The organism is Halalkalicoccus tibetensis (assembly GCF_037996645.1).
Classification (GTDB): Archaea; Halobacteriota; Halobacteria; order Halobacteriales; family Halalkalicoccaceae; genus Halalkalicoccus; species Halalkalicoccus tibetensis.
Window position 1 is genome coordinate 127380 of record NZ_JBBMXV010000002.1, and the last position, 20204, is coordinate 147583.

22 protein-coding genes are annotated in these 20204 nt (G+C 69.3%); 9 read left to right on the forward strand and 13 right to left on the reverse strand.

The window, feature by feature from the left end:
• Positions 1 to 16: 16 nt before the first annotated feature.
• Positions 17 to 1348, reverse strand: coding sequence for a tRNA pseudouridine(13) synthase TruD (truD, locus tag WOA58_RS05950; protein ID WP_340603256.1), 1332 nt, complete (start codon positions 1346 to 1348; stop codon positions 17 to 19).
• A 93-nt stretch (positions 1349 to 1441) separates the two neighbouring features.
• On the opposite strand from truD, the gene WOA58_RS05955 reads away from it, so the two are divergent.
• Genes WOA58_RS05955 through nucS form a run of 3 tightly spaced genes read left to right on the forward strand, consistent with a single transcriptional unit; the run spans position 1442 to position 3741 of the window.
• Positions 1442 to 2509 (forward strand): NAD(P)/FAD-dependent oxidoreductase, encoded by a 1068-nt coding sequence (locus tag WOA58_RS05955; protein ID WP_340603257.1) that lies wholly within the window; start codon positions 1442 to 1444, stop codon positions 2507 to 2509.
• 39 nt (positions 2510 to 2548) lie between these two features.
• Positions 2549 to 2977, forward strand: coding sequence for a DUF6735 family protein (locus tag WOA58_RS05960; RefSeq protein WP_340603258.1), 429 nt, complete (start codon positions 2549 to 2551; stop codon positions 2975 to 2977).
• Positions 2978 to 3012: 35 nt separating this feature from the next.
• Positions 3013 to 3741 (forward strand): endonuclease NucS, encoded by a 729-nt coding sequence (gene nucS, locus WOA58_RS05965; protein WP_340603260.1) that lies wholly within the window; start codon positions 3013 to 3015, stop codon positions 3739 to 3741.
• Here the strand turns inward: nucS and mutS are convergent.
• Positions 3738 to 6353 carry a DNA mismatch repair protein MutS gene (mutS, locus tag WOA58_RS05970; RefSeq protein ID WP_340603261.1) on the reverse strand — a complete coding sequence of 872 codons (2616 nt, stop codon included), beginning with the start codon at positions 6351 to 6353 and terminating at the stop codon, positions 3738 to 3740. The two genes, nucS and mutS, sit on opposite strands and share 4 nt — an antisense overlap.
• 145 nt (positions 6354 to 6498) lie before the next feature.
• Between mutS and WOA58_RS05975 the strand changes: the two genes are divergently transcribed.
• Entirely contained in the window at positions 6499 to 7023 is a 525-nt protein-coding gene (locus WOA58_RS05975; protein ID WP_340603262.1) for a small multi-drug export protein, read from the forward strand.
• Position 7024: 1 nt separating this feature from the next.
• Here the strand turns inward: WOA58_RS05975 and WOA58_RS05980 are convergent, their stop codons facing one another.
• Both WOA58_RS05980 and pth2 read right to left on the reverse strand, forming a co-directional pair.
• Positions 7025 to 7660 carry a DsbA family oxidoreductase gene (locus WOA58_RS05980; protein ID WP_340603263.1) on the reverse strand — a complete coding sequence of 212 codons (636 nt, stop codon included), beginning with the start codon at positions 7658 to 7660 and terminating at the stop codon, positions 7025 to 7027.
• Between the two features lie 52 nt (positions 7661 to 7712).
• A complete protein-coding gene (gene pth2 / locus WOA58_RS05985) occupies positions 7713 to 8051 on the reverse strand; it encodes a peptidyl-tRNA hydrolase Pth2 (protein ID WP_340603264.1) in 339 nt (112 codons plus the stop codon).
• A gap of 87 nt (positions 8052 to 8138) precedes the next feature.
• On the opposite strand from pth2, the gene dcd reads away from it, so the two are divergent.
• From dcd to WOA58_RS06000, 3 genes are read left to right on the forward strand one after another with little or no spacing between them, the layout of a single operon-like run.
• Positions 8139 to 8798, forward strand: coding sequence for a dCTP deaminase (gene dcd, locus WOA58_RS05990; RefSeq protein ID WP_340603265.1), 660 nt, complete (start codon positions 8139 to 8141; stop codon positions 8796 to 8798).
• A complete protein-coding gene (locus WOA58_RS05995) occupies positions 8795 to 9697 on the forward strand; it encodes a thiamine-phosphate synthase family protein (RefSeq protein WP_340603266.1) in 903 nt (300 codons plus the stop codon). Before dcd ends, WOA58_RS05995 begins: the two co-directional genes overlap by 4 nt.
• On the forward strand, positions 9694 to 10344 hold the full coding sequence (locus WOA58_RS06000) for a class I SAM-dependent methyltransferase (protein ID WP_340603267.1): 651 nt from the start codon (positions 9694 to 9696) through the stop codon (positions 10342 to 10344). Before WOA58_RS05995 ends, WOA58_RS06000 begins: the two co-directional genes overlap by 4 nt.
• On the opposite strand, the gene WOA58_RS06005 is transcribed toward WOA58_RS06000, so the two are convergent.
• The 4 genes from WOA58_RS06005 to WOA58_RS06020 form a co-directional block, all read right to left on the reverse strand.
• Positions 10312 to 10734 carry an acyl-CoA thioesterase gene (locus WOA58_RS06005; protein ID WP_340603268.1) on the reverse strand — a complete coding sequence of 141 codons (423 nt, stop codon included), beginning with the start codon at positions 10732 to 10734 and terminating at the stop codon, positions 10312 to 10314. The two genes, WOA58_RS06000 and WOA58_RS06005, sit on opposite strands and share 33 nt — an antisense overlap.
• Before the next feature lie 141 nt (positions 10735 to 10875).
• Entirely contained in the window at positions 10876 to 11640 is a 765-nt protein-coding gene (locus WOA58_RS06010; protein WP_340603269.1) for a DUF7001 family protein, read from the reverse strand.
• 6 nt (positions 11641 to 11646) lie between these two features.
• On the reverse strand, positions 11647 to 12585 hold the full coding sequence (locus tag WOA58_RS06015; protein ID WP_340603270.1) for a sulfide-dependent adenosine diphosphate thiazole synthase: 939 nt from the start codon (positions 12583 to 12585) through the stop codon (positions 11647 to 11649).
• Between the two features lie 68 nt (positions 12586 to 12653).
• Entirely contained in the window at positions 12654 to 13235 is a 582-nt protein-coding gene (locus WOA58_RS06020; protein ID WP_340603271.1) for a hypothetical protein, read from the reverse strand.
• A 67-nt stretch (positions 13236 to 13302) separates the two neighbouring features.
• Here WOA58_RS06020 and WOA58_RS06025 point away from each other — a divergent pair, with 67 nt between their 5' ends.
• Positions 13303 to 13770: an FxLYD domain-containing protein gene (locus WOA58_RS06025; RefSeq protein WP_340603272.1), complete on the forward strand. Its 468-nt coding sequence runs from the start codon at positions 13303 to 13305 to the stop codon at positions 13768 to 13770.
• Positions 13771 to 15285 carry a flippase gene (locus WOA58_RS06030; protein WP_340603273.1) on the forward strand — a complete coding sequence of 505 codons (1515 nt, stop codon included), beginning with the start codon at positions 13771 to 13773 and terminating at the stop codon, positions 15283 to 15285.
• Here the strand turns inward: WOA58_RS06030 and WOA58_RS06035 are convergent.
• The 5 genes from WOA58_RS06035 to aspS all read right to left on the reverse strand — a co-directional run bounded on the left by WOA58_RS06035 (position 15282) and on the right by aspS (position 20194).
• Positions 15282 to 16013 carry a 4-phosphopantoate--beta-alanine ligase gene (locus WOA58_RS06035; protein WP_340603274.1) on the reverse strand — a complete coding sequence of 244 codons (732 nt, stop codon included), beginning with the start codon at positions 16011 to 16013 and terminating at the stop codon, positions 15282 to 15284. The two genes, WOA58_RS06030 and WOA58_RS06035, sit on opposite strands and share 4 nt — an antisense overlap.
• A 20-nt stretch (positions 16014 to 16033) precedes the next feature.
• Entirely contained in the window at positions 16034 to 16927 is an 894-nt protein-coding gene (locus tag WOA58_RS06040) for a pantoate kinase (protein WP_340603275.1), read from the reverse strand.
• A 33-nt stretch (positions 16928 to 16960) separates the two neighbouring features.
• A complete protein-coding gene (locus tag WOA58_RS06045) occupies positions 16961 to 17767 on the reverse strand; it encodes a hypothetical protein (RefSeq protein ID WP_340603276.1) in 807 nt (268 codons plus the stop codon).
• A gap of 174 nt (positions 17768 to 17941) precedes the next feature.
• The gene (locus tag WOA58_RS06050) at positions 17942 to 18541 is read right to left on the reverse strand and encodes a hypothetical protein (protein WP_340603277.1); all 600 of its coding nucleotides are present in this window, start codon (positions 18539 to 18541) and stop codon (positions 17942 to 17944) included.
• Positions 18542 to 18892: 351 nt separating this feature from the next.
• Positions 18893 to 20194, reverse strand: a complete 1302-nt coding sequence (gene aspS / locus WOA58_RS06055) for an aspartate--tRNA(Asn) ligase (protein ID WP_340603278.1) — start codon at positions 20192 to 20194, stop codon at positions 18893 to 18895.
• Positions 20195 to 20204 lie beyond the last annotated feature (10 nt).

Consider the following 20204-nt stretch of genomic DNA (forward strand, 5'->3'; position numbering starts at 1 on the left):
ATGAAGCTACCCCGTTTCAGCCCAGTTCGCGGGGGTCGCACTTCAGGTACTCGCGGAGCAGGACGGTCGCGTACGAGCCGCTGGGAAGCGCGAAGTCGAAGGTGAGGGGGTCGCGCTCGACCGAGAGGTCGGTCGTCAGCAGGATCGCCCTGCGGGTGCCCGTCGAGCCGAACTCGCCGGGCAGCTCGAAGTCGGTGGGGGAGATCCCGGCCGCCGAGAGGACGTCGCGTTCGATCTCGCCCGGCTCGCCCTGCCCGAGCTCCGTCCCGGTGCCCACGAGCGGCGCGGTGACGAACGCCCGCCCCCGTTCGACGTGGCGGTTGATCGTCTCGACGCGCTCCTCGGTGACGCGCTGGGTCCTGTCGGTGTCGGGACGGGCGAGCCCCTCGGAAGCCTCCGAATCGGCGAAACAGACCACGTCGCCGGCGACCGCGCGGTCGAACGGCAGGCCGCGCTCGAGGCGCTCGCTCAGGATCCGGTTGAACAAGTACGATTGGGCGGCGTTGACGAACAGCCGCTGGAGGTTCGTCGGGACGGTCTCCAGAGCCTCCCGGAAGTCCTCCTCGCTTCCCGCGCTGCCCTCGACCAACCGGTGGAGCATCGAGCGCTCGAAGCCGAGTTTCCGAGGGAAGCGTTCGAGCGCGCCCGCCCAGTCCTCCGTCTCGCCGACGTAACCCCTGGCCGCCTGCGTGTCCTCGGGCTCGGCCTCGCGGGGATTGGCGAGATACTCCATGACCGCCCCGCGCCAGTCGCCGCGGGCGATCGCCAGCCCGACCTCGTGGGTGACCGGCCGCCTGCTCCCGAAGCGCTGCTGGCCGAAGTAGTTGGGAACTCCCGCCCGACCCCCGCCGAACGCCCGGAGCTCCTCGGTGATCGCGTCGACCCCCTCGGGATCGGCCTCCCTGACACGGATCTCGAAGGCATTGCCCGCCAGGTCGCCGAACTCGATCGCGCGGCCGGCTCGGCCGAGCACCTCGATATCGACGTCTCGGATCTCGGGAAGCTCGTCGGGGTCACCCTTCGCGACGCTGAACAGCTGGGTCGTCACGGCCCGCTTGTCCTTCGTCCCAGCCCACGAGACGCGCTCGCGGCTGATCCCCATCGCGTCCGAGAGCCGCCTCGCGAAGTCGTTTGTGTCCCAGCCCCGGAGGGTGGCCCGGAGCACCAGATGGGGGTAGGCGTCGGGGTCGGCGTCGAGCGGCTGGGCCTCGAACGCCTCGATCTCGCTGACCCGGAAGTCCGCGTCCCGATCGCGGATCCGCCCGCCGATCCCGTCGGCAGCGCTGACGTAGTAGGCCATGCCGACCTCGCGCTCGACGGGGTGGGCGGACCTGAGACGGTCGTCCATACCCGTCCTCGTCCCGGCCGCCGGATAACCCCCTCGAAGCGGGCGGTCGCGATCGGGGAAACGGTATATGGGGGCGGCCGGCGCATGGGAGGTATGCACGTGGCGATCGTCGGCGGCGGGGTGGTCGGGACCGCGCTGGCGGCCGAGCTCGCCGGGCGCGCGGAGGTGACGCTGCTCGAACGCGGGTCGCTCGGCGGGGGGACCACCGCGGCCTCGATGGCGATGGTCCACCGCCAGCAGCCCGCCCCCTCGGGGTACGACCAGCACCTGCGCGATCTGGCGTGGGAGCGCTACGAGCCCCACCTCCCCGACCTCACCCACACGAAGGTCGGCTCGCTCTACGTCGCCGAAAGCGAGGCGTTCGCCGAGCAGCTCGGCGAGGCCGCACCCGCCCTGTGCGAGTTGGGCGTCGAGACCGAATACGTCGGCCCCGGGGAACTGTCGGAGTTCGGGGTCGAGGAGGGACTCGGCGCGCTGTACACGCCCGATGAAGGCTACTTCGAGCCCGACGAACTCGTCGAGCACTTCTCGACCCGCGCCCGCGAGCGCGGCGCGCGGATCGAGACGGGCGTCGAAGTGGTGGGGATCGATCCCGGCGAGAGGGTCGGGATCGACACCACCGAGGGGAAGCTCGCGGCCGACGCGGTCGTCAACGCCGCCGGCCCGTGGGCACCCGAGATCGACCGGCTGGTCGGCCTCGAGTTCCCGCTTCGTCACACCCGCGGGCCGATCCTTTCCTTTTCGTGTCCGAGAAATCCCGAGCCGTTCACGCTGTTCGAGCGCGGGCTCTACTGTCGGAGCCACCCCGAAGGACTTCACGTCGGCCGGTTCGCCACCGACTTCGAGGCGGGCGAACGGCTCGATCCCGACGAGGCCCTGCCGGTCCCCGATTCGTTCCGCGAGGAGGTCGGGGAGCTCGCCGGGACGGTGCCGGCGATCGCCGGGGCGAAGGGGATCGACGAGTGGGTCGGGATCCGGACCGTCACCCCCGACGGCCGGCCGCTGGTCGGTGCGACGGGAGTCGAGGGCTATCACGTCGCGACGGGCATGAGCGGGCTGGGCGTGACGCTCGCGCCCGCGGTTTCGGACCTGCTGGCGGACCGGTTGCTCGGGAACGACAGAGAACTCCTGGAGCCGCTCTCGCCCGCCCGGTTCGGGTAGCCACGGAGGTTTATACGCGATGACGGGGCCAAGGGGCGCGTGGCCCGCAGAACCCTCGTCGCCGACCGGCTCGAAAACGGCGCCTACGCCGTCTCGGAGCACCGCGATCCCTCCGACCGGGAGCCCGAGCCGGTCGCCAGCGCCCTCTCGCGGCGCGCGGTCTTCGAGTCCGTCGACTTCCGGACCCACGAGGCGGTCGTCGTCCGCGAGGACCGGGAGACGACCTACTTCGTCCTCCCGTTCTCGATCCCGACGGCCGACTCCCTGACCTCATCAGGAGGGGCCTGCATCGGTCTCAGGCCGGAGGCGGGGCTGAGCGAGCCCTATCTCCGCGGGTGGACCCACGCGATGAAGGGCTCGCTCGGCGACGCGATCGAGGCGGGGCTGCTCGACGAGCGGGCCGCGCGGATCTATCTCGAGAGCCGGGTTCGGGGGTTCGACGATACAACGGAACTGATCGTCCCATAGCGTGGCTTTTACCCGCGGAGCCGGTAGGGGAGGCAGTGACAGCGACCGAGGAGACCGTCGCGCTCTCGGAGCCGAGCGTCGAGGAGGCCTACGGCCGGCTGGCGGGGGCGATCGACCGGGGCGCGCTGGCGACGCTGTTCGGCGAGTGTACCGTCGAGTACGACGGCCGCGCGGCGAGCAGTCTGGGGCCGGGACGGCGCCACGTCATGTGCAAACCCGACGGAACGGTGCTGGTCCACACCGACGAGGGCCAGAAGCCAGTCAACTGGCAGCCGCCGGGCAGCGAGCAGGAGGCGCGGCTCGAGAACGGGGCCCTCGAACTCCACAGCCGGCGCGAGAACCCCGACGAGGAGCTCGTGGTGCGGTTCACCGACATCGCTCATCTGGCGGTCTTCGAAACGGGAGACGACGGCGCGAACCTCTCGGTGGCGGGCACCGAGGAGGACATGAAACGCCGGATCCTCGAGGAACCGGAGCTGATCGAACCGGGCTTTCGGCCGCTCGCGACCGAGCGGAGCACCCCGGCTGGCGCGGTCGACGTCTATGGGGAGGACCGGGAGGGACGGGTCGTGATCCTCGAGCTGAAACGCCGGCGGGTCGGCCCCGACGCCGTGGGCCAGCTGAACCGCTACGTCGAGGCGCTCGAACGGGACCTCCACGCGGGCGTCGAGGTCAGGGGGATCCTGGTCGCGCCCTCGGTGACGGACCGGGCCCGCCGGCTGCTCGCGACGAACGGACGGGAGTTCGTCTCGCTCTCCCCTTAATCCTCGTTGACCTCGCGCTTCAGCCGATCCAGCGTCGTCAGCGCCTCGATCGGCGTCATGTTCGCGACGTCGAGCTCGCGCAGCTCCTCGATGAGGGGATCGGACATCGGTTTCGAAGGGGCCGGGGGCGACCCCGCACGGTCGTCGTCGACGGTGCGGCCGCCGTCGGTCGCGTTCTCCGGAGCGCCCTCCGCGACGAGCGCCCGCGAGCGCTCGACGACGCTGTCGGGCACGCCCGCGGCGCGGGCGACCTCGATCCCGTAGGACGCCGTGGCGGCCCCCCGCGAGACGTCGTGGCGGAAGGTGACGCCGTCGTCGGTCTGCGTGGCCGCGAAGTGGAGGTTGAACGCGCCCGGGAGTTCGTCCGCAAGGTGGGTAAGCTCGTGGTGATGGGTCGCGAAGAGCGTCAGCGCGCCGACCTCGCTATGGACGTACTCGGTGATCGCCCGCGCGATCGCCAGCCCGTCGGCGGTGCTCGTTCCCCGTCCCACCTCGTCGAGCAGGACCAGCGATCGCTCGGTGGCACCCCTGAGGATGGTCGCGAGCTCGCTCATCTCGACCATGAAGGTCGACCGGCCGCCCGCGATGTCGTCGCTCGCGCCCACGCGGGTGAACACCCGGTCGACGATCCCGATCCGGGCCCGGCTCGCGGGCACGAAGCTCCCGATCTGGGCGAGGATCGCGATCAGCGCGACCTGGCGCATGTAGGTCGACTTCCCGCTCATGTTCGGGCCCGTCAGCACCGCGAGGCGGTCGTCGGGCGCCAGTTCGATCCCGTTGGGGACGAACGACTCCTGGGCGCGCTCGACGACCGGGTGTCGGCCGCCCTCGATGTCGATTCCCGGTTCCTCGGCGATCTCGGGACGGACGTAGCCGTACTTCGCGGCGACCTCCGCGAGCGAGACGAGGACGTCGAGGGTCGCGAGCGTCTCGGCGACCGCCTGCACCCGCTCGGACTCGTCCGCGACCTCCTGGCGTACCTCGACGAATAGTTCGTACTCGAGGTCGTCGGCGCGCTCCTCGGCGGCCATGATCTCGTCCTCTCGCTGCTTGAGTTCGGGCGTGTAGAAGCGCTCGGAGTTCTTCAGCGTCTGTCTGCGGGTGTAGTCCTCGGGTACCCGATCGAGGTTCGGGTTCGTGACCTCGATGTAGTAGCCATGCACCTGGTTGAACCCGACCTTCAGCGAGTCGACCCCGGTTCGCTCGCGTTCGCGGGCCTCGAGCGAATCGATCCACTCCTTGCCCTCGCGCTCGGTCTCGCGCAGCTCGTCGAGGTCCGCGTCGTAGCCCGGCGCGATCACGTCGCCCTCGGTGATCTCGATCGGCGGGCTCTCGCCGATCGCCCGGTCGATCAGCTCCCGTACTTCCTCGAGCTCGTCGAGATCCCCCCGCAGCTCACGGAGGGTGTCGCTCTCGACGCCCTCCATCGCCGCGCGGATCTCCGGGACCCGGTCGAGGGTGTCCTTCAGCGCGCGCAGGTCCCGGGCGTTCGCCCGACCCCGCGAGACCCGCGCGATCAGGCGCTCGATGTCGTAGACGTCGGAAAGGAGGGCGTGAACCTCCTCGCGGGCTCCCACGAGCGTCGTCCACTCCTCGACGGCATCGAGGCGAGCCTCGATCCGACCCGGGTCGAGCAGGGGCCGGCGCAGCCAGTCAGTGAGCTTTCGCCGGCCGAGCGCGCAGGCGGTCTCGTCGAGCACGCCCAGGAGGGTGTGTTCGCTATCGCCGCCGACCGCCCGGGGCTCGAACAGCTCCAAACTACGGAGCGCGACCCGATCCAGCAGCATGTACTCGCGGGGCTCGTAGCGGGTGAGGTGGTTGAGGTAATCGAGATGGCCGTCCTGCCCGCCACGGGCGTACTCGGCATACGAGAGCAGCGCGCCGCAGGCGCCGATCTCGGCGTCGCTCGCCAGGCGTTTTTCAGGAACGCCGAAGTACGAATCGAGCAGCGCGCGGGCCTCTCCGAGGTCGAACGCCGAGGGGTCGTACGGCGTGACCATACAGTCGCCGTCGAACCCGTCGAACCCCTCCAACTCGGGGCCGACGATCGCCTCCGCGGGGGCGAAGCGGCTGATCTCGTCGCGGATCGTCTCCTCTGAGTCCGAGCCCGTGGCGACGAAGTCGCCAGTCGAAACGTCGAGGAAGGCCAGCCCGTACTCGTCCCCGCCCCCGCTTCCGTGGGCGAGCGCCGCGACGTAGTTGTTGTCCTCGCTTCTGAGCAGTTCGTCCTCGGTCAGCGTGCCCGGCGTGACGATCCTCGTCACCGCGCGATCGACCACGCCGCTCGCCTCCTCGGGGTCCTGGACCTGGTCGGCGACCGCCACGCGGAACCCGGCGTCGAGCAGCGTCTCGATGTAGGATTCGGCGCTGTCGATCGGGATCCCCGCCATCGGATATTTTCCAGTACTGTCCTCGCGTTTGGTCAGCGTGATCTCCAACAGTCGGGCCGAGAGCTCGGCGGCCTCGCAGAACGTCTCGTAGAAGTCGCCCACCTGAAAGAGCACCAGCGACCCGTCGTACTGCGCACAGAGGTCGCAGTACTGGCGCATCATCGGCGTCAGCTCCTCGTGGCGCGCTCGCATCTTCTCGGGTGCGCCGAGCGCCGCGTCCATGGGAGAGGGGTGGTCCCGCGCGTGGAAATACCCCTCGGAACCACGAGCCGGCGATCGATAGGGGCTAAAACGATCGGGGCCTGAGACGATGACGATGCGTTCCACGCCGATCCCGAGCGGCAGGTCCCTATCCTGGTCCGTCGCCGTGGTCGTACTGACCACCCTGATCGCCATCGAACCCGCTTTCGCCCGTTCGGCCACCGATCTGTTCGTCGAAACGGGTGGGCCGCTGAGATACGCGCTGGTCTTCCTGTTCGCCGCGATCCCGTGGTTCGAGATCTTCCTCGTGATCCCGGTCGGGATCGGCCTCGGGATGAACGCCGTCGCCGTCGCCGCCCTCGCCTTCCTCGGGAACGCGCTGTCGGTCTACGCGGTCCTCGTCTTCCACGACCGGACGCGGTCCTGGTTGGCGAGACGCCGGCGACGGGAGGCGACGCCGGGGATCCGCTCGCGGGGCCGGGCACGGGACGTCTGGGACCGCTACGGGCTGGCCGGGCTGGCGCTGTCCGCGCCGCTGATCACCGGGGTCCATCTCGCCGCGCTCATCGCGCTCACGGCCGGCTCCGGAAAGCGGGCCGTCGGGACGTGGCTGACCGCGAGCATCGCCCTCTGGACGGTAGTCCTGACCGCTGCCTCCTACTACGGCTTCGGGTTCCTCGCGGGGCTCTGAGTCACGTCCCCTCGACGAGCCGTTCGAGCTGTTCGGGCGGCACCGCCCCTCGGGCGGCGTACCCCTCGTACGCGAACGTCGGCACGCCCGTCACGCCCCGCTCGCGCGCCTCGGCGAAGCGCCCGTCGAGGCGTTCGCGAAGGTCCTCGTCGTCGATCGCGTCGAGCACCGCCTCCGGATCGAGCCCGACCTCCTCGGCGAGCTCCGAAAGGACGTCCCGGTCCCCGATGTCCCGCCCCTCCTTCCAGAGCGCCGCGTAGATCGCCCCGTCGAACGCCTCCCACCGGTCGGGATGGGCCTCCTTGACGTACAGCGAGGCGGCCTGTGCGGGAAGCGAGTCGACCTCCGTCGCGATCTCCTGGGCCATCTCGACGCCGTACTCCTCCTGTAGGCGCCGGACGTTCTCGCGTGCCTGTTCGAAGTACTCCTCGTCCTTGCCGTCGGGTACCGAGTGGTCGATCTCGCCGTCCGGCCCCCGCTTGTCGCTTCGGAGGTCGAAGGGCTGCCAGTCGATCTCTACCCTGTTCTCGCGGCTCTCCCGATACTGTTCGAGGGACTGGCGGCCGAGATAGCAGAACGGACAGACGTAGTCGGCGTAGACCGTGAGCCGCTCCTCCCGGGAAGTGGTTTCGCTCATGGTTCCAGTTGGGGAGCGAGCCGGTAAAGCGGGCGGGTCGCGGCGAGCCGGATCAGAACAGCGAGAGGTGGCCCGTCACCCGATCCACCCGGTCGTCGGCGGCGGGCCCGACCGCCAGCGCCGTTACGGTCCCCGACTCCAGTTGGGTATGACCCGCGTCGCGGATCACCGCGTGGGGGACGCCCTCGCGCTCGGCGCGATCCGCGAGCTCGAAGATCTCCCTCTCGCCGGAGGCCTTCAGGACGACCTTCTTCTGGCCGCCGCCCTGCCAGTCCTTTCGTGCCCCCGGATCGGTGTCCTGGTAGGCCGACAGCGAGGCGTGGGCGACCTGCGCGGCGAGTTTCCCCTGTCCCATGCCGATGTCCGTCCGGGCGACGATCGCCTGTTTCATACCCTCACTCGGTGGCGCGGGGGTTATAGCGGTGGCTACTCGCTCCCCAAGAGAAGATTTACACCCTATCGCCCGATCCGTTGGGGTATGATCCTCTCGGACGCCGATATCCTCCGCCGACTGGAGGAGGGCGACCTCGTGGTCGAACCCCTCGACGACCCCGACCTGCAGATCCAGCCCGCGAGCGTCGACCTCAGGCTCGGCCACGAGTTCCTCGAGTTCCAGCGCGCGAACATCCCCTGCATCCATCCCGGCAGCGAGCAGGAGGTCTCGGAGTACGTCTCCGAGACCGTGATCGACGAGGGCGAGGAGTTCGTCCTCCATCCCGGCGACTTCGTGCTCGGCACCACGAAGGAGCGCGTCGAGATCCCGCCCGACCTGCTCGCGAACGTCGAGGGGCGCTCCTCGCTCGGCCGGCTCGCGATCGTGGTCCACGCGACTGCGGGGCTGTGCGATCCCGGGTATCGCGGCCAGATCACGCTGGAGCTCTCGAACCTGGGGACCGCGCCCGTCGCGCTCACCCCCGGCATGCGGATCAGTCAGCTGGTCTTCACCGAGATGAAGAACGCCGCCGAACGGCCCTACGGGAGCGATCGGGGCTCGAAGTACCAGGACCAACGCGGACCCCAGGCCTCGCGGATCCAGGGCGATCACGAGTTCGGAGGTGATCAGCGGGCGTCCGAGCGCCGCGAGGACGCGCGAGTCTCGCCGAGGAACTCGGAGGAGTTCGGGGGTGAGGGGCGATGAAGTTCGTCGAGGAGGTCGTCGTCGAGGAGTTCCTACCCACGTTCCGGTCGATGCTCGCCGAGGACCTCCGCGATCGGGGACTGACCCAGAGCGAGGTCGCGGAGCTGCTGGGGATCAGCCAGAGCGCCGTCTCGAAGTACGCCCACGGCGAGGTCGCCCGGCGCGAGGCGTTCCTTGAGGACGAGCGCGTCGTGGAGCTGATCGAGCACGTCGGGGAAGGCCTGTCGACCGGCGACATGAGCCGGGTCCAGGCGCTCGTCGAGGCGGAGGTGCTGATCCGCCGCCTCGAGACCCGCGGGGACCTCCTCGCGACGCTCCACGAGGAGGCGATGCCCGAGCTCGCCGAGTACGACGGCGAGTTCCGGATCCACGACCCCGAGAGCGACCTCCGGACCACCGAACGGGTGCTCTCGTCGGTCCGCCGGGGGCTTCGGGGCCTCGAGAACGCGAGCGGCTTCGCGGGCCTGATCCCCAACGTCGGCTCGAACCTCGTCGAGGCGACCCCCGAGGCCGTGACGATCGACGACGTCGCGGGCGTGCCGGGGCGGATCTTCGACGTGAAGGGCCGCGCGACCATCCCCGGCGACCCCGAGTTCGGGGTCAGCGAGCACGTCGCGAGCGTCCTGCTCGCCGCCCGCGAACACGGCAGCGACGCGAACGCGGCGCTGAACGTCCGCTACGAGCCCTCGCTGTCGGCGCTGCTCTCGGAGGCGGGCCACACCGTCGTCGAGTTCGACGGCGAGGACGACCTCGAGGAGGCGATCACGGAGGCGCTCGGTTCGGAGCCCGAGGCGACGGTGCTCGCCCAGACCGGCGGGTTCGGGATCGAACCCGTGATCTACGTCCTCGGCGAGGACGCCCCCGCGGTGGTCGAGTCGATCAAACCCCTCCTGCGATGAGTGCCGCCGACTTCTACACCCGGTGGGCGGAGCTCTACGACCACGTCTCCCGATCGATCCCCGGGATCGCCGGACTGCGGAAACGGACCGCGGAGGCGCTGGAGCTCGAGCTGGGAGACACGGTAGTGGAGATGGGCTGTGGGACCGGCGCGAACCTCGCCTACCTCAGGAAGGAAGTCGGCCCCGAAGGGACGGTGATCGGCGTGGACTTCTCGGCGGGCGTGCTCGACCGGGCACGCGAGCACGTCGAACGGGAGGGGTGGGAGAACGTCCACCTCGTACGCGGGGACGCGATTCAGCCCCCTCTACGGGAAGCGGACGCGGTCGTCGCCACGTTTGTCGTCGGGATGTTCCCCGATCCCGAGGCGGTGGTCGAGAGCTGGTGTGAGTTCGTCGGGCCCGGCGGGCGGGTCGCCCTGCTCAACGCCGCCCGGAGCCGACGGGCCTACGGTCCGCTGGTGAACCTCCCCTTCCGGGCGTTCGTCTACGCCTCGACGCCCCACAAGCGCCGGTTCGACGATCCCACCGGGGTACTCGACGAACGGGTCGCGGCCGGACACGGCGCGCTCGAACGCCGGTGTGAGCGCACGGTGCACGACGACGGCGCGCTGGGGTTAGTCCGATTGACCGCCGGCCGCGTCGTCTAAGTCCTCGAACGCCGCGATGCGCTCGCGAAAGCGATCGGGGATCGGGTGGGGCTTCTCCGTCTCGGGGTCGAGGAAGACCTGGACCGACTCGGCGGTCGCCGCCCGCTCGCCGTCCGCGAAGATCTCGTACTCCATGGGGAGGCTCGAGCGACCAATCTCGGGGACGTCGATCTCGACGGTCACCGACTGCTCGAGGAGGATCGGGCGCTCGTAGGAGAGCTCGAGGGTCGCGAGCACCGTCGAGACCGAATCGAGGCCCGTCTCGAGGACCTCCTTGAAGTACTCGGTGCGCGCCTGCTCGACGTAGGTCGCGTAGACGGCGTTGTTCACGTGGCCCATCGCGTCGATGTCGCGGAACCTGACCTGGATGTCCGAGGAGAACTCGCCCATTGGATGAGTCGAAACGGACCGGCGAGATAACTCCCGCGATCCGATCCCCCCGAGTCGACTCGGTCTCAGACCTCGTAGGACTCGGCGTGCCTCGCACAGAACGGCGCAAACGCTAAACCGCGTTTGCTGGCGCTGTACTCGTCACGCCTCGTAGGACTCGGCGTGCCTCGCACAGAACTCGGGCTCGCGCAGCTGGGCCTCGATCAGCTCGGGCTGGCGATGCGCGTTGTAGAGCCGACAGCCCGGATCCTCACAGAAGGCCTCGCCCGTCTCGAGGTAGTGATACGCGCTCAGGGCGTAGCCCGCCAGCGCCTCCGTCGTCCGGGGATCCTCGTTGACGAGGAACTCTCCCTCGACCTCGTTTTCGAGCACCTCCCGGGGCGGGGTGTCGCCCGAGAGCATCGCGTGGCGCTGCTGTTCCTTGTAATATGCTTCGGGTTTCGCGGGCGCTTCGTAGAGGCCCGGCACCGAGATCGGCGCGGGCTGGCCGAGGACGTTCACCCGCTTGTGCCACCGTCCGTCGTGGTCGCCCCACGTCGCGAGCGCACGATCCAGGACCGGAACGTGCAGACGCGAGAGCTCGCGCTCCTCGGCGGGCAGCGCGTCGTTGAGCGCGCGCTGGACCGCGAGGCCGTCATACAGCACGCCGCCCGCGCGCTCGGGCTCCTCCAGAGCGCGCTCCTCGTAGCGGACCGTTCCGAGCATGGTGTTTCCAGTCTCCCGGTCGTAGGGGTCGAGCACCCGCGCCTCGGCGAACCGTTCCGGGAGGTCCTCGCCCCCGTAGAGATCGAGAAATCGGTCGCGGACCTCGATCTCGCAGGTGACCCGATCCTCGAGCCAGTCGGCGATCCCCGCGACGTCGCAGGCGGTCGTCGGCGCGCGATACAGCGTGAGGCGCTCGACCATCGCCGCTCAGTCGTCGCTCGCGGCCGCGGCGGCCTGCCGGTCGGTCAGCTCGACGGGGTCGGCGTCGACCTCGAGCTCGTCGAGGGCGGCCTGGGCGGCACGCTTGCCCGACAGCAACATCGCGCCGAAGGTCGGGCCCATCCGCGGGAGCCCGTAGGTGGTGGCGGCGGCCATCCCGGTGACGATCAGCCCCTCGTGGACCAACCCGGTGTGCTCGACGACCGCGTCCTCGCTCTCGCCGACCCACATCGAGTCGTGGCCCGGCGAGTCGTGGCCCGGCGCGCCGTAGGTGTCGTCGTCGGTCTGGTCCATTCCGGTGGCGCTCTCGGCCGCATCGCCGATGCCCGGTGCGTCGAGCACGCCCCGCTCGTGGAGCTTCGAGACCGCCATCGCGTCGTGGCCCGTCGCGTCGATCACCAGATCCGCCTCGACGGCGATCGGGTCGACGCAGGTGATCTCCCGCGGAAGGGCGTGGACCGGCGTCCAGTTCATGACGATCCCGCCCACCCGATGGTCCTCGCGGATCACGATGTCGGTGAACTCCGTCATGTTCTGCATCTTCGCGCCGGCGTCGCAGGCGGCCTTGATCAGCCCTGAACAGGCCTCGGGGCCGTTCGCGACGTAGAGGCCATCCGAGTCCTGTGCGGGCTTGAAGTCGACGTCGAGGTCCTCGAGGACGTCCTGGGCGGGCTGGCGAACGGTGACCTTGTTCATCAGGAAGCCGCCGAGCCAGAACCCGCCGCCGAGGTAGTTGTTCTTCTCGACGACCATCGTCTTCACGCCCCGTTCGGAGAGCTCCTTTGCGGCCATCAGCCCCGAGGGACCGCCCCCGACGATGATGACGTCCGAGTCCGAGAAGTCCATGAACTCCTCGGTCCACTCCTGGCCGATCGCGCGGGTCACGTCCGCCTCGCCGACGTCGCTGAACTGGTCGTACTCGTTCATACCACTCAGTGATACCATATGGTGGTTCAAAGTCGTTGTGGTACGCCGCGGACGTCGAACGGAAGTCGTCACTCGACGCCGCGGACCAACGCGAACAGCTCCTCGCGGTCCCCGTGTGGGTCAAGGCCGTCGATTCCGGCGGTCGGGAAGGCCCCGCCCGCGGCCCGGAACTCCCCCTCGTGGAGCCAGACGCCACACCACGCCTCGACGTCCGCGCTCCCCTCGTCGACGTCGATCCGAGCGGCGTGTCTCGTAAGCCGGACACGCTCGCCGGCGTCGGTCCGAGTCCTTCGGGTTCCCTTCCGTTTCACTCCCTCGAGCCCCCGGTCCTCGAGGTCGGCGACGAACGCCCGCGTGGCCCTCGAACGCACCACGGGAAGCAGGCTCGTCGAAGCAAGCCTCGACAGCGGGGGTTCGAAGTCGAGGCGGGTCGCGAAGAAGAAGCGCCGCGGCGGTCCCGTGCCATCGACCCCGCCCGCCCCGTCGGATCCTTCGGCGGCTTCGGAACCGGGGTGTTCGTAGAGGCGGGTATGGCCCTCGACCCGGAACGAGGGGAGGGCGAACACCGTCTCGCTCGTCCGCTCGGCGAGGACCCATCCACCCCGGTCGAGCCGGTCGGCGTCGATCGTCGGGAACGGGTCGTCGGTCATGGTCGATCGTCGGGCGGCGGGCACATTAGTCGGTGTGTATATGCGTCCCGACCCCGTACCGCGCCCAATGCGCCGCCGGGATCTGCTGGCTTCGACGGTCGCCGCCTGTACGCTCGCCGGGTGTGTCGGAAACGGGGACGACGAGGACGAGCCCGAGGAGCCGGAGGACCCGGACGACTCCGACGACCCCGAGGAACCCGACGAGGAGGAACCGGAGGACCCGGAGGAGGGCGAGCGGGTGGAGATCGTCGAGAGCGAGCTCGTCCGCGAGGAGGCGGGGACCGACGGGGAGAGCGTCGTCGTCAGGGGGGTCGTGGCTCCCCGCGACGACGTCGAGGAGGACGTCGAGGTCAACTACGTCGAGGTCCGCGCGGCCTTCCATGACGCCGAGGGCGAGACCCTCGATACGATCATCGAGCAGGTCGAGATCGACCCCGAGGTCGATCAGTGGGGCTTCGAGGTCTCCTATCCCCATATCGGCGAGCGCGCCGCCGAGGTCGAGGACTACGAGCTCGAGGTCGGCACGGAACTGTAGATGAGCGGCGACGAGTCGACCGCGACGATGGCCCGCGAGGGATCGATCACCTTCGCCGGCAACATCATCGGGAAGGTCTTCGGCTTCCTCGTCGTCGCGGTCATCACCCGGCTGGTCAGCCCCTCGGTCTACGGGCTGTTCATCCTCTCGACCTCGATCATCCTGTTCGTCCAGGCGTTCGGCAACCTCGGGCTGCCGAAGGCGATCGACTACTTCGTCCCCCAGCATCTGAGCGACGGCGACCCCGACAAGGCCAGGGGGGTGATGGTCGTCGTTTTCGGGACCGTGTTGCTCTCCTCGGGGATCGTCGCGGGCGTGGTCGTCCTGAGCGCCGGGGTGCTCGCCGACGCCTTCGAGGAGCCCTCGCTGCGGATCGCGCTGCTCATCCTGAGCGTCACGATCCCGTTTCTCGCCGTCTACAACGCCCTGCTCGCGAGCTTCAGCGCGATCAAGCGCCTGAAGTTCCGCGTCTACATGCGCGACGTCATCCGGCCAACGGTCAGGCTGCTCGCCACGGCCGCCCTGCTGCTTCTGGGCTACGGGCTGCTCGGGGTCGTCGGGGGGTATCTCGTCGGCCTCGCCGTCGCCATCGTCGCGGGCGCGTACTTCCTGTGGCGAAACGCCCCGCGGATCGTCGCCGCCGAGACGACTCGGGTCTCCCCGCGCCCGCTTTTGTGGTACTCGGTGCCGCTGGCGTTCGCCGGCATCATCTACATCTTCCTCGGCCAGATCGACTACTTCGTCATCGGCTACTTCGAGAGCTCCGAGGAGGTCGGGATCTACCGCGTGGGCTACGCGCTCGCGGCCAACCTGATGATCTTCTCGAGCTCGCTCGGCCCGATCTTCAAGCCCCTGATCGCCGAGGCCAAGGAGGACACCGCCGCGGTGCGCACGCGCTACCGGACCGCGACCCGCTGGATCGCGGGGTTGACCCTCCCGATCACGCTGATCGTCGCCTTCGGCGCGAGCGCGTACCTCTCGGTCGTCTTCACCCCCCAGTACACCGTCGCGACCGCCGCGGTCGTGATCCTCGCGGTCGGCTGTACGATCAGCGCCTCCTGTGGCGGGCCCGACGGCACCCTGTTGCAGGGACTGGGCTACTCGCGGCTGGTCTTCATCAACACGACGGTGCTGCTGATCATCAACGTCGGCGTGAGCGTCCTGCTGGTCCCCCGGATCGGCATCACGGGCGCGGCGATCGGGACCGCGAGCGCGCTCACGGTCAACGGCCTGCTGGCGGTCTGGGAAGCCCACCGGTATCACGACGTCCACCCGCTGACTCGGGACCTCGGGAAGGTCGTCTTCGCGGCCGTCCCGGCCGGATTGGGGGCCGTCGGCGTCGTCCTCCTGTTCGACTCGGTGCTCGCGGTCGCGGCGCTCCTCCCGGTCGTCGTCGTCGTCTCGTATCTCGCCACGCTCCACCTGACCGACGCCTTCACCCCCGAGGACGCCGACATCGCCGCCCAGCTCAGCCCCGCCCTCGAACGGGCCGTGAAGATGAGTCGGCGCCGCTAGCCCGACCGGATCGCCCGCTCCGCGTCCTCGAGGGTGGCCTCGCGGTCGAACCCCGCGATGACCGCCTCGAGGTCGGCCCCCGATTCGCGGAGCTCGCGGGCGTGGCGCGTGACGTTCGGCACCGCCCGGAGGATCTCGTCGACGATCGGCACCGTCGCGACCTGCGCCGAGCGCGAGAGGGGGTTGAGGTCGATCACGATCTCGGTCTTGCCCATCGCGCCGAGCGCTTCCGCGCGGTCGCCGTCCTCCAGGGGAACCAGCACCACATCGGCGTCGTAAATGCCGTCGGCGTCGACCTTCGCGCGCTCGTGTGAGAGCCCCGGGATCCGGGCGTCCGCGGTCAGCCCCTTGACCTCGCTCGCGCCGTGCTCGCGCAGGTGGTCGGCGATCGCCCGCACGCGCTCCTCGGTCCGGTTGAAGAGGTTGACCTCGAGGTCGGCGCCGACCGCCTCGGCGAGCTCGATGGTCTCGTCGGGACAGAGCGCCGCGACGTTGCCGTTGATCGAGAGGACGGGGTGGCGCGCCCGAAGGAGGGACGCCGCGGCGACGCGCTCGGCCTCGTCGGCGCTCTCGGTCGTGCGCTCGCCCAGCAGGTAGTCGAAGGCCTCGCCGCGTCCCTGGGCGATCAGCCCCTGCTTGCTCGTGAGCCCCTTCTCGACGCCCTCCTCGATCCGATGGCGGGCCACCAGCGAGTCGTGGCGCGGGTGGTCCTCGGGGATCTCGGTCATACCCCCTCTCTACGGGCGACTCACAAATCCCCTACGTTGTTCGCCCGCGGCGGCCGCGAGGGGGCCGTCGCCATGGTCGGCTCGTCGATGATGCTCGCGCCCGCGGCGTGGGTGTGACAGATCGCGGGGTCGTAGCCCGCGTCCGAGAGGCCCGACCCGAGCGCGAAGACCGTCCGGCCGAGCATCGCCATCGAGGCCTCGCCGCCGACCGCCGAGACGTCCTCGATGGCCTCGCGCACCCGGTCGGTGAGCAGGTCGGCCTCCCGGGCGAACCGCCGCGAGGCGAACAGCAGCGTCGACAGGGTCGGCTCCTCGAGGAGCATCGACAGCGATTCGAGGCCCGCGTCGCTCAGGCGGTCGGTGTCCCCCGAGAGCACCGACTCGGTCGAGAGCTCGCCGAAGGTGACGTACTCGATGCGGCTGCTCGCGGGGACGCCGTCGAGGCGCCCGTATGCCGGCCCGCCGGGTTCGAGGCGGATCGGGACCCCGCCGCGCGCCTGGGCGACGACGTCGCCCAGGCCGGTGCCCGAACGGACCTCCGCGCCGTGGGCGACGCTGATGACCTCGTTCTCGGAGAGCTGGCGGTCGAACGCCTGGTTGGCCGCGAGCGCGGTGCCCAGCGCCAGCGCCCCCGAGACGCCGAAGCCCGCCCCCAGCGGGAGGTCGGTGGTCGCCTCGATCCGCGCGGAGACGGAAAGGGCCTCGCAGACGCGCTCGACCGGGTCGACGGTGATCTCCGCCCCGTTGAGGGTCGTTCGTGTGTGTCCGGCGGGCGTGAGCCGGACGGTCACGCCGTCGGTAAGCGTCAGTCCCGCCCCCCGTGATCCGGCCTTCGACGGGTCGTCGTCGGGATGGCTACTGAAGAAACCGGTGACGTGCCCCGGCACGAACACCGTTACCTCATCGTCGCTCATTGGGAAGTCGTTCGTGGGCCCGGTGGTTAAGCGTTATACTCTCTCGCGCATGACGCGGGCGATCCGGTCGCCCGGACCCCGTCCGAGGGCGTGGACCGACTTCGCGGCCGACTTCCCGACCTCGGCGGCCAGGTCCCAGGCCACGCGCTGGAGCTGTTCGGACCGGCTCCGCGACCAGCGGCCCGGATGGACGAGCAGGTAGAGCTGTTCGCAACCGTCGGACTCGAGGGCCGTGATCAGGTCGTCGGTCGTGTCGATCCGGCCGAACTCCGAGATCTCCGTGTCCCAGCTCCGGCCCGTATCGGAGACGTACGACGGCTTCCCCGGATCGCTGCTGCTCGTCTCGATCGAGAGATACGCCTCGCCGGCCAGGTCGTAGCGCTCGATCCCGTACTCGCCGTGCCACATGTCGAGGTTGTGGTGGGACGACAGCGGGCTGCCGTGGGGGCAGATCGTCGTGACGTCGGCGTGCTCGCGAAAGCGCGCGAGGTTCCGCCCGAAGCGCTCGTGGGCCGCCTCGAAGTCGCCGCGGGCCTTCACCAGGTCCTCGTAGTGGTAGCCGACCTCGTGGCCCAGCGCCTCGGCCTCGGCGGCGACCTCGGGGCTGAACGTCGACGTCCGGTAGTAGTAGGTCGTCGAGACGTCCCGTTGGGCCTCCTCGCGGGCCATCGACCGGGCCGTCCCGACCTTCCGATCGACGTCATGGCGGACGACGATCGTCGGCTCGTCGGGCTCGGGGCCGGTCACTCGGTCGTGGACGGTCCGAAACGTGTACCCGTTGTCGAGGGCCGCGTCGAGGAGTCGTCCGTAGTGTTCGAAGGTAAAATCACGGACATTCATTCGCGTTCTGCATCCCAATTGTTCCCTCACCTACATATATATGTGTCGTCTAATTGACGTTCCGTTCTGAGGGAAAAAATCCGATGGATCCGATTAGATGCCGTTTGGTCCGAGTCAGCCGAGCGATATGTAGTCGTTAAGGCCGGGCTGTGGCCCGATGGGACGCTCCGCGGTTCAGTAGTCGAGCCAGTCGTCGCGCATGTCCTCGGTTTCTTCGGGGAGGTAGACCCGAGCAGCGGGGTGTTGGTCCGCGTCCTGAACGAGCCCGCCGTCCCGGCGGTCGTTCTCGAGGCGCGTTTTAGCCGTCTCGCGCTCGACGCCATCGATCACGATGATCGCGTCGAGCAGCAGCTGTTCGGGGACGCCGGTCCCCATGCCACCCCGCGGGGCGTTGGATTCGGTGGTCTCGGAGGAGGTGTCGTCCTCGATGACGGCGACGTACTCCCGGACGTCGTCGGTGTCCGCGAGCCGTTCGTGCCAGACCTTCGGGAAGATGCTCACCCGGTCGTCACCCAGCGCGTAGTAGGCGTCGGTGTCGTGCCATCGCTCCCCGTCCGAGAGGTTCTCCTCGATCGACGCGACGATCTGCCCCTCCGCGAACGGCAGGGCGGCGTCAGCCGCGACCGCCTCGTCGTACGCCTCGACGGTCTCGTGGGTGATCCCCGGTCCCTCGGGCCGGTGGAACCGCTCGATCATCCGGACCAGCTCCCGGACCGTGAGCGTCTCGCCGTGCTGTCGCGCCTCCTCGAGGACCTGCTCGCTCGTATCGGTCATCGTCCACACCTACGGGGAAACGGAGAATAAAACCTCGGCCGGCAGCCGGAGCCCACCCGACGAACCCGGGGGCCCAGCGCGTTCCGCCCGCACCGACCCACGGTCCGCGGGGGACGACGAGAGACTCGCTGTCCCCCCATCTTCGTCTATGGACTCAGACGTTGGCGATTCTGTGAGACTCGCTTCGCTCGCCTCGCTGACTCTCAACGTCCTCGTCTATGGACTCAGACGTTGGCGATCCCTCGGGAACGCGGTCACTCCGCTTCGCTCCGTTCCCTGCTCCCGCTCGACAGGTACGCCGTCGCCTACGGCGACAGGCGCTGCCTGTCTCGCGGAAACAGCGAGGGACCGTCAGGGTGACAACCGCTGACGGTCCCTCGGGAACAGAACCGCCTCGCGGATGTTGCCCAGGTCGAGCATCGTCATCACGAGGCGCTCGACGCCGTAGGCCCAGCCCGCGTGGGGCGGCATCCCGTATTTGAACATCTTCGTGTAGTAGTCGAACTGCTCGGGGTCGAGCCCCTGGGCCTCGAACCCCTCGACGAGGTGGTCGTAGCGGTGTTCGCGCTGCCCGCCCGAGACCAGCTCCATGCGCGGGTGCATCAGGTCGAACCCCTTCGAGAGCTCGGGCTCGTCGTCGTAGTCCTGGATGTAGAACGGCTTGATCTCGCTAGGCCAGTCGGTCACGAAGTAGTGTCCGCCGACGTCCTGTCCCAGCGCCTTCTCGCCCTCGGTGGGCAGGTCGTCGCCCCAGACGAGCTGTTCGTCGAGCTCGCCGGTGGCGTTGATCCGCTCGATGGCCTCCTCGTAGGAGAGGCGCGGGAACCCTTCCTCGGGGACCTCGAACTCCTCGTAGCCGAGCGTCTCGAGCTGTTTCTCACAGTTCTCCGCGACGCCCTCGTAGGCCGCGAGCAGGGTGCGCTCGCAGGCGTCCATCGCCTCCTCGTGGTCGATGAACGCGCTCTCGAAGTCGATCATCGTCGCCTCGTTGAGGTGCCGGGGCGTGTTGTGCTCCTCGGCCCGGAAGATCGGGCCGACCTCGAAGACCCGTTCGAGCCCGGAGCCGACCATCAGCTGCTTGAACAGCTGGGGCGACTGGTTCATGAACGCCTCCTGGCCGAAGTAGGTGATCGGGAACAGTTCCGTACCGCCCTCGGTCCCCGTGGCGACGATCTTCGGCGTGTTGATCTCCGTACAGCCGATCTCGCGGAAGCTCTCCCTGACTGCTCGGAGGACCTCCGCGCGGATCTCGAAGAGCGCCTTCGTCTCCTCCTTTCGGAGGTCGAGGGTGCGGTTGTCGAGCCGCGTCGAGAGCTCGGCGTCGACCTTCCCGGAGGGGTCGAGGGGTAGTTCGGGCTCGGCCTCCGCGATCACGTCGAGTTCCTCGGGCGTGACCTCGACGCCGGTGGGTGCGCGGGGCTCCTCCTCGACCGCGCCGGTCACGGAGACGACGCTCTCCCGGGCGAGATCGAGGCCCGTTTCGACGAGATCCTCGTCCATCTCCTCTTTCTCGAACTTGATCTGGATCTTCCCGCTCGTATCGCGAAGGATGAGAAAGGCGATGCCGCCGAGGTCGCGGATCTCGTGGACCCAGCCCGCGACCGTGGCGTGGTCGCCGGGTTCGGCGTCCGCGGTGTAGGTTCGGTCCTGCATACGGCCCCGT